The sequence below is a fragment of the Corynebacterium suedekumii genome, from assembly GCF_030252185.1.
Classification (GTDB): Bacteria; Actinomycetota; Actinomycetes; order Mycobacteriales; family Mycobacteriaceae; genus Corynebacterium; species Corynebacterium suedekumii.
This window is the reverse complement of the sequence record NZ_CP126970.1, coordinates 91,800-104,580: the sequence shown is the minus strand read 5'-3', so window position 1 is coordinate 104,580 and position 12,781 is coordinate 91,800. Positions and strand designations below refer to the sequence as shown.

Genomic DNA, 12,781 nt, shown 5'->3' with positions numbered 1-12,781 from the left:
GACCCATCGTGGGGGCCGGGTGTGAAGCGCCCATGAAACGGACGTGAAGGATCTCTCATGCATGAAAAAACCGGCCGACAGTGAGCCCAGGGGCGTCACTGCCGGCCGGTGTGGGGCCGTGGGGGACTAGAAGTCGAAGTCGAATCCGCCGCCGTCGAACAGGCCGCCGCCCTCGTCGCCGCCGAAGAATCCGCCACCGTCTCCGCCGTCACCCCCGGCGTCCCCACCAGCGTCACCGGCATCGCCGGCGTCGCCTCCCATGTCCTCGCCGCCGGCCGGCTCGGAGCCGTCGCCGGAGCCGTCCGCGAACTCGTTCGCCCCGTAGGTCACGCCCGCCATGCCGGAGAACATCGCGGAGAACATCATCATCGACGCCGCGGTCCACATGCCCGTGGCCATCGCGTCCGCCCACCAGGGGCGGGAGTACCAGCCGGCCGGCACCGGGCGGCCGGCGACGGTGCCGCCGGGGTAGTAGTTCGGGGTCTCGTCCGAGGCCACCGGGGAGGCGGTCAGCGTCTGACCCTCATGCTCGATGGAGCGACGCTCGGTGACCTTGCCCGCCTTGCGCTGGCCCTCGAGCAGTGGCAGCTCCGGGCCCGGGGTCATGCCCATGATCTCGCGGGCGGCGTTCATGTAGTGCAGCCCCTCGAGCGCGGACTCGCGGGCCAGCTCCGCCTGACGGACGGTGCTCGCCGTGGAGATCGCCGACGCGGCGGCGTTGTAGCGCTCCGAGGCGTCGGCGATCGCCTGCGTGGACGCCGCGTCATTACCCGCGATGGTGAGCACCTGGGAACCCAGGCGTTCGATCCACCGGCGGGCATCCGCCTGGGCGTCCGCGAGGCGGGTGGCTTCCAGCTCCGCCGACTTCTGCTTGGTGTTGCGGTTCATGAAGAAATACGCGCCACCGCCGACGATGGCCAAAAGAAGTAGCAGTTCCACTTGGTCAGTCACTCCGTCTTAGTTAGGGGGTTGTACTAGAGGTAACGACCGGAGGCACAGGTTAGTTCCGGTTTTCGTGATTTCGTCGGTGGTGCGTTAGAATGGTCCGGCACACGCAGGGGAATGTCGTATAGTGGCTAATACCTCAGCCTTCCAAGCTGAAGACGCGGGTTCGATTCCCGTCATTCCCTCCACTTTTCACCTCAGGCGCCGACCCCGGTCGGCGCCTGAGGTTTTTCTGCTTTTGTGACCCCCATGCGCTCCGTCGTTGCGGGCGGTCGGTAGACTTCGGGAACAACCTACGGGGCGTGGCGCAGCTTGGTAGCGCACCTGCTTTGGGAGCAGGGGGTCGCAGGTTCAAATCCTGTCGCCCCGACGTAGGGGGCCACTCCGGTGGCCTCGTATGACTTTTACCTTCAATGTGAATCCAGGAGAGTTACTCGTGAAGAGTTCCGTCGAGAAGCTGAGCGACACCCGCGTCAAGCTCACCGTCAATGTTCCTTTCGAGGAGCTGCAGCCGGAGATCGACCAGGCATACGCCGCGATCGCCCAGCAGGTGACGCTCCCGGGCTTCCGTAAGGGCAAGGCACCGCGCCAGCTCATCGACGCCCGCTACGGCCGCGGCCCGATCCTGGAGCAGGTCGTCAACGACATGCTGCCGACCCGCTACCAGGCCGCCTGCGAGGAGAACGACCTCGTCGTCATCGGCCAGCCGAACGTCGACATCACCAAGATCGAGGACAACGAGTTCGTCGAGTTCGTCGCCGAGGTGGACGTCCGCCCGGAGATCGAGGTCCCGGACTTCGCCGACCTCGCCGTCACCGTCCCCACCGTCACGGTGGACGACGCCAAGGTGGACGAGGAGATCGACAACCTCCGCGCCCGCTTCGGTGAGCTCAAGGACACCAAGCGCAAGCTCAAGACCGGCGACTTCGCCGTCATCGACCTCAAGGCCACCGTCGACGGCGAGGTCGTCGACGAGGCCACCACCGAGGGTCTGTCCTACGAGATCGGCCAGGGTGACCTCATCGACGGCCTCGACACCGCCCTGCGCGGCATGAAGACCGGCGAGGACAACGAGTTCACCACCACCATCGTCGCCGGTGAGCACAAGGACAAGGAGGCCACCGTCTCCGTCCACGTCCAGCAGACCAAGGAGCGCAAGCTTCCGGAGTTCGACGACGAGTTCGCCCAGATGGCGTCCGAGTTCGACACCGCCGACGAGTTGCGCGAGGCCACCAAGGGTCAGGTCGAGGAGGGCGGCAAGGCCCAGCAGGCCGCCGCCATCCGCGACGAGGTCCTCAAGGCCGCCCTGGCCAAGACCGACTTCGCCCTGCCGGAGTCCGTCGTCGACGAGCAGGTGCACAACCAGCTGCACTCCCTCCTCGGCCAGATGGCCCACGACGAGGCTGCCCTCGCCCAGGTCCTCGAGTCCCAGGGCACCACCCGCGAGGAGTTCGACAAGCAGTCCCGCGAGGACGCCGAGAACGCCGTCCGCACCCAGCTGTTCCTCGACGTGCTCGCCGAGCAGGAGAACCCGGACGTCTCCCAGCAGGAGCTGACCGACCACATCCTGTTCACCGCGCAGTCCTACGGCATGGACCCGTCCCAGTTCATCTCCCAGCTGCAGCAGTCCGGCCAGATCGCGAACCTGTTCGCTGACGTCCGCCGCGGAAAGGCCCTGGCCGCCGCCATCTGCCGCGTCTCCGTCAAGGACGAGGACGGCAACGAGGTCGACGCCACCCAGTACTTCGGCGACGAGGACGAGGCCGCCGAGGCCGAGTTCGTCGAGCAGGCAGCCGACCAGGCTGACGAGGCCGCCGAGGCTGAGGCTTCCGAGGAGAAGTAGGCCTTCCCGCACCACACGTCAACGTCCCCCTCACCGCGCGCGGTGAGGGGGCGACGTCGTCAAGAAGGGGTCACTCGAAGCTGGCGACGAGTCGGCCGACGACCTCGCCGTTCTTCAGCTTCTCCAGGCCCTCGGGGATCTCGTCGAACCCGATGGTGGTGATGGTCGGGTTGAGCCTGCCCGTGGCCATGTACTCGTAGATTCCGGCGACATCGGACTTGGTGCCGCCGTTCGAACCAACCAGCCGTGCCTGATTGAGGATCAGGGACTTCGTGGAGATCGTCGATTCCAGCTTGCCCATGCCCACCACAACGACGGTGCCATCGCGACGGATGATGTCGACCGCCTGCGCCGTGGTGGTGTCGAATCCGGCGAAGTCGACGATGACGTCGAACGTGACGTCCTGGAACTCGTCGATGGACTTCTTGACACCCCGGACTCCGAGCTCCTGCGCCAACGGCCAGACCTGCTCGTTGATCTCTGCGACATACACCTCGGCTCCAGCCAACATGGCCACTTGTGCGCCGACCTGACCGAGGCCCCCGAGACCGATGATGCCGACCTTGTCACCCTCCTTCACGCCACCCTGGGTGATGATCGCGGCGTAGGAGGTCATGCCGGCATCCGTGGCGGCGGCTCCGTTGATGAAGTCGACGTTGTCCGGCAGCGGAACCAGCGCTTCCGTCGCCACCGCCATTTTCTCGGCGAAACCTCCGTCGTATGAGTATCCGGGGGCTCCGGCCGCAGTGGTCGGGCACACTCCGACCCGGTCACCGACCTGGAAATCGGTGACACCCGGGCCGACCTCGGAGACGACACCGGCGTTCTCATGTCCGATGATGATGGGACGTTTTGCCAGCATGCTCAACCACCCCTCGTCCTCCATGAGGCCGACGTCGGAGTGGCACAGGCCGGCGGCCTTCAGGTCGAGGACTACCTCGCCCTCGCCGGGAGTGGGGTCGGGGACCTCGGTGAGCTTGAGCGGTGCGTGGGTGTCGGTGAACTGCCATGCCTTCATGTGGGGATTCTCCTCTTGTCGACAACGTGTCACCTCCCACCGTAGTGTGGTCAGTCCACCTCTGCATGTCGGCGGGGGAGCGGGACGGGAACAAACGTGGCGAGGTCAACGCTGATAGCGAACAGAGGGGCGGATTTCCGATCCCCGCTAGTACCCTGAAAGACATCGGCGAAACGAAGAATTACAGGAGTTCTATTCAATGACTGACAAGATCACGATGACCTCCCCCGGGGCAGGCATGAACCTGGGTGATTCGGTGTACGAGCGCCTGCTGCGCGAGCGCATCATCTTCCTCGGCCAGCAGGTCGACGATGAGATCGCCAACAAGCTCTGCGCCCAGATCCTGCTGCTCACCGCCGAGGATCCCACGCGCGACATCTCGCTCTACATCAACTCCCCGGGCGGCTCCGTCACCGCCGGCATGGCCATCTACGACACGATGAAGTACTCGCCCTGCGACATCGCCACCTACGGCATGGGCCTGGCCGCCTCCATGGGCCAGTTCCTGCTCTCCGGCGGCACCAAGGGCAAGCGCTTCGCCCTCCCGCACGCCCGCATCATGATGCACCAGCCGTCCGCCGGTGTCGGCGGCACCGCGGCCGACATCGCCATCCAGGCCGAGCAGTTCGCCTCCACCAAGCGGGAGATGGCTGAACTCATCGCCGAGCACACCGGCCAGACCTTCGAGCAGATCACCAAGGACTCCGACCGCGACCGCTGGTTCACCGCCCAGCAGGCCAAGGACTACGGCCTGGTCGACCACGTGATCAGCCACGCCGACGGCTCCATCAGCAACTAGGGACTTTGAGGAGAAATCACATTATGACCAACGGATTCCAGATGCCCCAGTCCCGTTACGTGCTGCCGTCGTTCATCGAGCAGTCCGCCTACGGCACCAAGGAGACCAACCCCTACGCCAAGCTCTTCGAGGAGCGCATCATCTTCCTGGGCACCCAGGTCGACGACACCTCCGCGAACGACATCATGGCGCAGCTGCTGGTCCTCGAGGGGCTTGACCCCGACCGCGACATCACCATGTACATCAACAGCCCCGGCGGCTCCTTCACCGCACTCATGGCGATCTACGACACCATGCAGTACGTCCGCCCCGACGTCCAGACCGTCTGCCTCGGCCAGGCCGCCTCCGCCGCCGCCGTGCTGCTGGCCGCCGGCGCCCCGGGCAAGCGCGCCGCCCTGCCCAACGCCCGCGTGCTCATCCACCAGCCCGCCACCCAGGGCACCCAGGGCCAGGTCTCCGACCTGGAGATCCAGGCCGCCGAGATCGAGCGCATGCGTCGCCTCATGGAGACCACCCTGGCCAAGCACACCGACCGCACCCCGGAGCAGATCCGCATCGACACCGATCGCGACAAGATCCTCACCGCGGAAGAGGCCAAGGACTACGGCATCATCGACACGGTCTTCGACTACCGGAAGCTCAACGCCTAAAATTCCCTGAGCCACAAGGGGCACCCTTCACCGATCCAGGTGGGAGGTGCCCCTTTCCTCATGCGCGGGGTGCGGTCGGGCAACCGGCTCCGGACGGGCGATAGTCAGGACGTGCAGCACGAAGAAGGCCTGACTCCGGGCCCGATTGATGCCGAAGCGCCTGCCTTTCCGGAATCGAGAACCCGGCGACAGCCTCCTACAGGTCCCGCAGCGCCTTCGGTAGCTCGGTCCGGGTGCGCACGCCGAGCTTCCGGTACACGCGGGTGAGGTGGTACTCGACGGTCTTGGCGGAGAGGAAGAGTTCGCGGGCGACCTCGCGGTTGGTCGCTCCCTCGGCGACGAGTTTGGCGATCTCCTCCTCCTGCGGGGTGAGGCCACCGGCGCCGGTGGTGCGGGTGCCCAGGCCGCCGGCGCGGCGTTCGCGGTTGCAGCGGTCGACGAACTCGGTGGCGCCCATGGCGGCGAAGACGTCCCCGGCGCGGGCGAAGATCTCGTCGGCCTGGCGGCGTCGGCCGAGGCGGCGGAGGACGCGGCCGTACTCGTAGAGGATGCGGGCCTGGTAGGAGGGCATGGCGAGGGTCTCGATGAGTTCGATGGCCTCCTCGAAGCGGCGGATGCCGCCCTCGATGTCGCCGCGGTGCATGAGGATGCCGGCTCGGGGGACGGCGAGTTTGGCGTGGAGGGAGCCGATGCCGGATTCGGCGGCGCGTTCCTCGGTGCGGGTGACGATCTCGTCGGCTTCGTCGATACGCCCGGACAGGACGAGCTGCTGGGCCCACACGTCCTCCCAGGGCCAGAAGCCGGGCTGGCTGATGTCGACCTCGTTGCCGATGTTGACGAGGGTCTCACCGGCGCGGGTCATGCCGGAGGTGTCGCCCTCGATGCTGGCGATGAGCATGCGGCACATGGCGGACGGGATGCGCTGGATGACGAAGGTGTCGTGGCTGAAGGTCAGCCGGTTGACGTAGGCGCGGGCGAGTTCGCGGTCGCCCCGGTAGGCGGCGATCTGGGCGCCGGTCCACAGCAGGAGCGGTTCAAGGAACTTGATGCCGTAGCGTTCGGCGCGGGCGAGGCCGCGTTCGACGACGCGTTCGCCCTGACGGTACTCGCCGAGGACGAAGAGGGTGCGGGCGAGCCAGCCGTCCATCCACAGGGAGATGCGTTCGGAGCCTTCGCCGGCGGAGTTGTACTGGAGGTACTGGCGGGCGGAGACGGTGTCGTCGTGGACCAGCGAGATCCAGCCGGCGGCCATGTTGCGGCGCTGGGCCTGGGTGGGGGTCTCGCCGGGCAGGGGGACGTCCGGCGGGATGGTGCGGGTGATGGCGCTCTTGCCGATCATGGCGATGTACTGCGCCTCGATGCGGGTGGGGGAGTGGGTCGGTGCCCATTCGTCGGTGACCCCGGCCCAGTGGACCACCTGTTCGGGTTCCCAGTTGGCGAGGTGGATGAGCACCTTGCGGGAGGCGACGCGGGAGCGCATGGCGGCGTCGGTGGAGCGGGTCTCCTCGAGGGTCTGCCAGGCGCGGTCGATGAGGCTGACGGATTCGGAACGGCGTCCCTCGTGGAGGGCGAGGTAGGCGCGCATGGAGTCGACCTTGACGTCCCGGGCGACCCGGGAGAGGGAGCCGGCGTGGAGGCGGGCCCGGGGGATGTCGGCGGCGGCGATGAGCGCCTCGATGGAGTTGAGGTGCTGGTCGTGGATGACGTCCGGGTTGGAGGCCACCCGCGAGGCCAGGGTGAACATCTCCGCGGCGTTGAGCCACTGGCCGCCGGCACCGAGTTGCTCTGCGCGGTCGGCGAGCTCGAGGGACGTGGCGTCGTTGTGGCCCTCGGCGCCGAGGGCTTCGTGGATGAGGGCGGCGTCGACGTTGTGGTCGGCGCGGTGGAACTGGGCGGCGCGGCGGTGCAGCCGGTTCATCTCCGCGGGCCCGGTGGTGGCGCGGATGACGGCGCGGTCGGTGGGGTGGGAGAACTGGACGATGCGGTCGCCGGCACGGGGGACGATCTCGAGCAGGTCGGCGGTGACGGCGGTGTCGAGAAGCCTGCCGTCGGCGTCGTCGGCGAGGAAGCGGATGAGCTCCGGGGTGCCGCGCCCGGTGCCGGGGAGGATGGCCACGGCGGTGAGGATGGCACCGAGGTCGAGATCCCGGGAGCGGCGGGCCAGGGCGGCGCGCCACGGCTTGGGGATGGGGATCTGCGGGTTGGACAGCCGCCAGTGGTCGGCGGGTGCGGCCTGGAGGACCTCGCGGATCCGGCCCGGCCGGCCGCCGGTGATGTCGCGCAGTTCCGCGGCGGTGAGCGGGGTGAGGTGGGCGCCGACGATGGAGAGCACCAGGGCGGCGACGTCCTCGATGTCCAGGGGTGCGAGCATGACCGCGTGGTCGGCGATCTCCCGCAGGCGGGACATGGGGAGTTCCTCGTTGGCGTCGTCGGCGTCGGAGGCGGTCATGATGACGGCCAGCCGGCCGTGCCGGAGGCGGCGGGTCGCCTCGATGAGCTGCCGCAGGGTGTCGGGGTCGGCCCAGTGGACGTCATCGATGACAATGGCGGTGGACGCGCCCTCCCGGTCGACGAGGTCGAGCAGGGAGCCGTCGTGGCCCGCACGCTGCAGGATGTGCTCGAGGAGCTGGCCGTCGTTGCCGGCCTGCCAGGACAGGGCGGTGACCCGGATGCCGGACCAGCCCGGCAGGGACCGGGCGATCTCGCGGACGAGCGAGGATTTGCCGGATCCGGCCGGGCCGGTGGCCAGGAAGAGGAGGCCACCACCGGGTTCGAGCTCGGTGACCTCGTCGATCACGGTGCGCAGCAGAGTGGTCGTGCTCTGCTGCGAGCCGAGGTTGTGGGTAGTGAACACAGCACCCACGCTAACACCAGGTTCCTATCAACCCTGGTCGCCACCAGCGACCGGGAGGACGGTACCGGTGATGTAGCTGGCCTCCTTCGACGCCAGGAACACGATCGGTGCAGCCTGCTCGGCGAGGGTGCCGTACCGCTTGAACAGGGAGGAGTCGATGGTCTGGTCGACGATCTGCTGGTACCACTCCTTCTCCTGCTCGCCCTCGGGGCCCGGTCCGCGTTGGACCTTGCGGGCCGGTGCGAGGGTGCCGCCGGGGGCGGTGGCGACGACGCGCACGCCCTTCTCCGCGGCCTCCAGTGCCAGGGCGCTGACGAGGGCGTTGACGCCGCCCTTCGCCGCGGCGTAGGGGACGCGGTTGACGCCACGGGTGGCCACGGAGGAGACGTTGACGATGGTGCCGCCGCCGGAGTCGATGAGCGCCGGCAGTTCGGCGCGCACCGACCACAGGGTGGTGAACAGCGACCGGCGGATCTCCTTCTCGATCTCCTCCGGGGCGTAGTGCTCGAAGGGCTTGGCCCAGATCGTGCCGCCGACGTTGTTGATGACGGTGTCGAGGGAACCGAGCTTCTCGACGCCCGCGGCGACCATCGCCTCCGCACCCTCCCACGTCTCGAGGTCCGCTGTCGCGGACCCCACGGTCCCGCCGGTGATCTCCGCCAGTTCCGCCGCGACCTCGTGGACGAGCTCGGAACGGTCGACGAGGAACAGGGAACCGTTCTCGTAGGCGATGCGGTGGGCGACGGCCTGGCCGATGCCCTGCGCCGCACCGGTGATGAGCACGTTCTGGCCCTGGAAACGATCGGTGGTGATCAGCTCCGGGGGACCGTCGATGCATTCACCGGTGGGCATGGAACCCTTCGGGTCGGCCTTGCTCATGCCTGTCCCTCGGACTTGCCCTCGTACGCCTTGTTCATCGTGGAGATGGCGTGGTCGTTGTGGGCTGCGAGCAGCTCACGGACGCGGGCCATGTCCTTCGCCTCGATGGCGTCGATGATGTCGAGGTGCTCCTGGGCGATGTCCGGCTCGATGAAGATCGCGTCGGTGAGGGCATCGTCCATGACGGCGACGGTCTTGAGGTTGGTGTAGGACTGCAGCATCGCCTCGTTGCCGGAGCGGACGAACAGGAAGCGGTGGTACTCGTTGTTCGCGTCGATGTAGCCGGCGGAGTCGGTGATCTTGTCGCCGTCGATGAAGGAGTTGGCCTTCTCGGCGAGGCGGCGGAACTCGGTGAAGTCCTCCTCGTCGAGCAGGTCCTTGACCAGTTCGACGACACCCATCTCCAGCGCCATGCGCGCGTTGAACTGGTTGACGGAGTCGGCGTTGCCGCGGTGGATCTCACCGGTCTCGATGCCGGGTGCGGAGACGGAGACCTCCTCGTAGCCCTCGCCCTCGGTGCGGGTGACCTCGGAGGGGGTGGCCTCTCCGGTGCCGGCGCCGGCGGCGGAGCTGAACTTCTCGTAGTAGAAGCTGCCCGGGGGGTTCGGCTGGTCGTTGAGGAACTTACGCACGGCCTCGACCATGGGCGGCGGGCCACACAGGTACACGTCGACCTCACCGTCGTGCAGGTGCTCGTCGGTCATGTGGTCGGTGACGTAGCCCTTGCGCTCGTTGGTCGAGTTCTCGTCGGAGACGACCGTGAAGTAGTCGAAGTCGGGCAGGCGGTCGCGGAAGGTGTCCAGCTTCTCCAGCTCGACCAGGTCGTGGTCGAAGGTGGCGCCGTAGATGAGGCGCACGGGGACGTCGAGAAGCTCGTCCTCGGTGAGCTTCTCCAGGATGGACATGACCGGGGCCAGGCCGGTGCCGCCGGCGAGCAGCAGGATCGGGTTGACCGGCTCGCGGAGGAAGAAGGAGCCCATCGGGCCGGTGAGGTTGAGGGTGTCACCCACCTTCGCCTCGTCGACCAGGTACTCGCTCATCTTGCCGCCCGGGGTCAGCTTGACCAGGAAGGTCACGGTGTCCTCGGAGGGGCCGGAGGAGAACGAGTAGGAACGGTGCCAGTCGACGTTCGGCGGGGCGATGTTCATGTACTGGCCGGGCAGGTAGTTGAGGGACTCACGGTCCTCGATCTGCACGGCGAACTTGACGGTGGACTCGGAGAGTCGCTCAAGCTCGGTGATCTTGCCCACGAGAGTGGAGGCACCCGTCTTGGCCAGCACCGAGGTGGTGGCGATCTGGACGACCATGTCCGAGTAGGGCTTGGTCTGGCAGGTGAGGATGTAGCCCTCGGCCGCCTCCTCGTCCGTCATGGCGTCGTCGATGTACTCGCCCTCGTCGTAGTCGCCGGACTCGCAGAACGACTTGCACGTTCCGCAGGCGCCGTCACGGCAGTCGAAGGGGATGTTGATGCGTGCCTGGTAGGCGGCGTCGGCGACGGTCTGGTCTTCTTCGCATTCGATGAAACGGGTGATGCCGTCCTCGAAGGCGAGAGCAATCTGGTGGGCCATGGTTGCCCTCCTCTCGTGGGGTGTTTCGGGGTGGAACTAGAGCTGGTAGATGTCGACGACGTGGTGGATGAAGTCGTTCTTCAGCACGATCTTCTTCTTGGCGATCTTGGGGGTCTCGCCGGAGACGTCGAGGGTCAGCCACGTGGTACCGAAGTAGTGGTCGGTGGTCTGGTAGCGGTAGTAGTAAGAGATCCAGTTGTAACGGACATCCACTTCACCCTCACGACGCTCGAGGATCTCGAGGTTGTTGAGGTAGTGGCCGGTGCGCGGCTCCGGGATGGAGGTCGCGGACGAACGCTCGGTGCGGATACGGAAGACACGGTCCTCCAGGCCACCACGGTTCGGGTAGTAGATCAGAGAGATTTCCTTCTGCGGGTCCTGGGTCAGGGTGTCATCGACGTCCCAGGCCGGCATCCAGTAGTCGACGTCCTCGCGGTAGCACTCGAGCCACTCCTCGAACTTGCGGTCGTCGAGCAGGCGGTTCTCGTAGAAGAGGAAGTCCTCGATCTCGGAGCGGGTGATCTCAGTGGTCATGGCATGTTCTCCTTGGGGTGTGATCGGCAGTCAGGGGGAGGGAGGGGATCAGTCGCGGGCGCGGCGGCGGCGACGGGGGGCCGGGGCGTCGGCCTTGGCGGCTGCCTTGGCGGCGGCGCGCTCCTTGGCGAAGGCGACGGTGGCCTCGGAGGACTGCTCGTCATCCTGGACGAACTTGTTCTTCTCGGCGTCCTCGAGCTCGACGGCCTTCTCCATGACCTGCTCCCAGTAGCCGTGCTGGATCGGATACAGACCCTCGTCCTCGGTGCGGGAACCGGAGGAGAGCACCTCGTTGAGACCCAGCTCCTTGGCCTTGTCGTTGAGACCCTCGACCTGCTGGTTGAGGCCACGGGTCATGTCGTTCCACGGGAAGGAGGTGGCCAGGTAGGTCTTCTGGCAGGAGCGGAACTCCTCCAGGTCGTCCGGGGTGGCCATGCCGGTGGCGTTGAAGAAGTCCTCGTACTGACGGATACGTGCGGCGCGGGCCTTGTCGGACTCACCCTTGGGGGCGATGCACCAGATGGAGACCTGGGTCTGGTCCACGGAGATCGGCTCGAGGCGACGGATCTGGGTGGAGAACTGGTCCATGATGTAGACGTTCGGGTACAGGCACAGGTTGCGGGACGCGCCGACCATGAAGTCGCCGCGGGCCTCGCCGTGGAGCTCCTTGAGCTCGTCGAGGCGGTCGTACATCGGGCGGTCCTCCGGGTTGGCCCAGCCGGACCACAGGACGAGGTGGCCGTTCGGGAAGGAGAAGTAGCCGCCGCCCTGCTCGCCCCACTTGCCGGCGTCCATGGCCTTGGTCTCGTTCTTGGACTCACCGGTGGAGCGGCGGGAGGTGGTGGCCGCGTAGTTCCAGTGGGTGGAGGAGACGTGGTAGCCGTCGGCGCCGTTCTCGGCCTGCAGCTTCCAGTTGCCGTCGTAGGTGTAGGTGGAGGTGCCCTTGAGCACCTCGAGGCCCTCGGGGGACTGGTCGACGAGCATGTCGATGATCACGCGGGCGTCACCCAGGTGCTCCTCGAGCGGGACGACGTCGGCGTTGAGGGAGGCGAAGAGGAAGCCGCGGTAGGACTCGAACTTGGGCACGCGGCGCAGGTTGTGGGAGCCGTCGGTGTTGAAGTTCTCCGGGTATCCGCCGTCCTTCTCGTCCTTGACCTTGAGCAGGGTGCCGTCGTTGGAGAAGGTCCAGCCGTGGAACGGGCAGGTGATGGTGGTGCGGTTGTCCACCTTCTTGCGGCAGAGCATGGCGCCACGGTGGGAGCAGGCGTTGATGAGGCAGTTGAGCTCGCCGTCCTTGCCGCGGGTGATCACGACGGGCTGGCGGCCGATGTTGGTGGTGAAGTAGTCACCGACCTCGGGGATCTGGGACTCGTGGGCGAGGAAGAGCCAGTTGCCCTCGAAGATGTACTTCATCTCGAGGTCGAAGAGCTCCTGGTCGGTGAAGACTTCGCGGTTGACGCGGACGACGCCCTCATCGGGGCGGTTCTCAAGTGCGCGGGAGAGGATCTCGCGGGCTGCGGTGGTCATAAGAATGAACTCCGATCTTTCGTACTCGACGAACTTATGTGGTGCTGCTCATAGTGGACCACATGTGTGCTGCAACACCCTAGGGGAACACCTAGGACTCGCCTGGGGGTAGGCATTCATTTGCCGAATCGGACGTTCATATAGTGGCTGTGGCCTGCTGGTAT

General features: G+C 66.7%; 10 protein-coding genes and 2 tRNA genes. 5 read left to right on the top strand and 7 right to left on the bottom strand.

The features are described 5' to 3' along the window. Nucleotides 1–126: 126 nt before the first annotated feature. The gene (locus tag QP029_RS00515; RefSeq protein ID WP_284874984.1) at nt 127–888 is read right to left on the bottom strand and encodes a DUF1542 domain-containing protein; all 762 of its coding nucleotides are present in this window, start codon (nt 886–888) and stop codon (nt 127–129) included. A gap of 170 nt (nt 889–1,058) precedes the next feature. Between QP029_RS00515 and QP029_RS00510 the strand changes: the two genes are divergently transcribed. The 3 genes from QP029_RS00510 to tig all read left to right on the top strand — a co-directional run bounded on the left by QP029_RS00510 (nt 1,059) and on the right by tig (nt 2,788). Continuing rightward, nucleotides 1,059–1,133, top strand: a tRNA-Gly gene (locus tag QP029_RS00510). Nucleotides 1,134–1,241: 108 nt separating this feature from the next. Continuing rightward, nucleotides 1,242–1,315: transfer RNA gene (locus QP029_RS00505), tRNA-Pro, on the top strand. A 66-nt stretch (nt 1,316–1,381) separates the two neighbouring features. Then, the gene (gene tig / locus QP029_RS00500; RefSeq protein ID WP_284874983.1) at nt 1,382–2,788 is read left to right on the top strand and encodes a trigger factor; all 1,407 of its coding nucleotides are present in this window, start codon (nt 1,382–1,384) and stop codon (nt 2,786–2,788) included. Between the two features lie 70 nt (nt 2,789–2,858). On the opposite strand, the gene QP029_RS00495 is transcribed toward tig, so the two are convergent. Then, the gene (locus tag QP029_RS00495; RefSeq protein ID WP_284874982.1) at nt 2,859–3,806 is read right to left on the bottom strand and encodes a zinc-binding dehydrogenase; all 948 of its coding nucleotides are present in this window, start codon (nt 3,804–3,806) and stop codon (nt 2,859–2,861) included. 199 nt (nt 3,807–4,005) lie between these two features. Between QP029_RS00495 and QP029_RS00490 the strand changes: the two genes are divergently transcribed. Both QP029_RS00490 and QP029_RS00485 read left to right on the top strand, forming a co-directional pair. After that, a complete protein-coding gene (locus tag QP029_RS00490) occupies nt 4,006–4,605 on the top strand; it encodes an ATP-dependent Clp protease proteolytic subunit (protein WP_284874981.1) in 600 nt (199 codons plus the stop codon). A gap of 23 nt (nt 4,606–4,628) precedes the next feature. Further along, nucleotides 4,629–5,255: an ATP-dependent Clp protease proteolytic subunit gene (locus QP029_RS00485; protein ID WP_284874980.1), complete on the top strand. Its 627-nt coding sequence runs from the start codon at nt 4,629–4,631 to the stop codon at nt 5,253–5,255. Between the two features lie 196 nt (nt 5,256–5,451). Here the strand turns inward: QP029_RS00485 and QP029_RS00480 are convergent, their stop codons facing one another. From QP029_RS00480 to benA, 5 genes are read right to left on the bottom strand one after another with little or no spacing between them, the layout of a single operon-like run. Further along, nucleotides 5,452–8,109: a helix-turn-helix transcriptional regulator gene (locus QP029_RS00480; protein ID WP_284874979.1), complete on the bottom strand. Its 2,658-nt coding sequence runs from the start codon at nt 8,107–8,109 to the stop codon at nt 5,452–5,454. Nucleotides 8,110–8,136: 27 nt separating this feature from the next. Then, entirely contained in the window at nt 8,137–8,988 is an 852-nt protein-coding gene (locus tag QP029_RS00475) for a 1,6-dihydroxycyclohexa-2,4-diene-1-carboxylate dehydrogenase (RefSeq protein WP_432418689.1), read from the bottom strand. Further along, the gene (gene benC, locus QP029_RS00470; RefSeq protein ID WP_284874978.1) at nt 8,985–10,556 is read right to left on the bottom strand and encodes a benzoate 1,2-dioxygenase electron transfer component BenC; all 1,572 of its coding nucleotides are present in this window, start codon (nt 10,554–10,556) and stop codon (nt 8,985–8,987) included. Before benC ends, QP029_RS00475 begins: the two co-directional genes overlap by 4 nt. A 36-nt stretch (nt 10,557–10,592) precedes the next feature. Next, on the bottom strand, nt 10,593–11,090 hold the full coding sequence (gene benB / locus QP029_RS00465) for a benzoate 1,2-dioxygenase small subunit (protein WP_284874977.1): 498 nt from the start codon (nt 11,088–11,090) through the stop codon (nt 10,593–10,595). A gap of 48 nt (nt 11,091–11,138) precedes the next feature. Next, nucleotides 11,139–12,617, bottom strand: a complete 1,479-nt coding sequence (gene benA, locus QP029_RS00460) for a benzoate 1,2-dioxygenase large subunit (protein WP_284874976.1) — start codon at nt 12,615–12,617, stop codon at nt 11,139–11,141. Nucleotides 12,618–12,781: the final 164 nt, after the last annotated feature.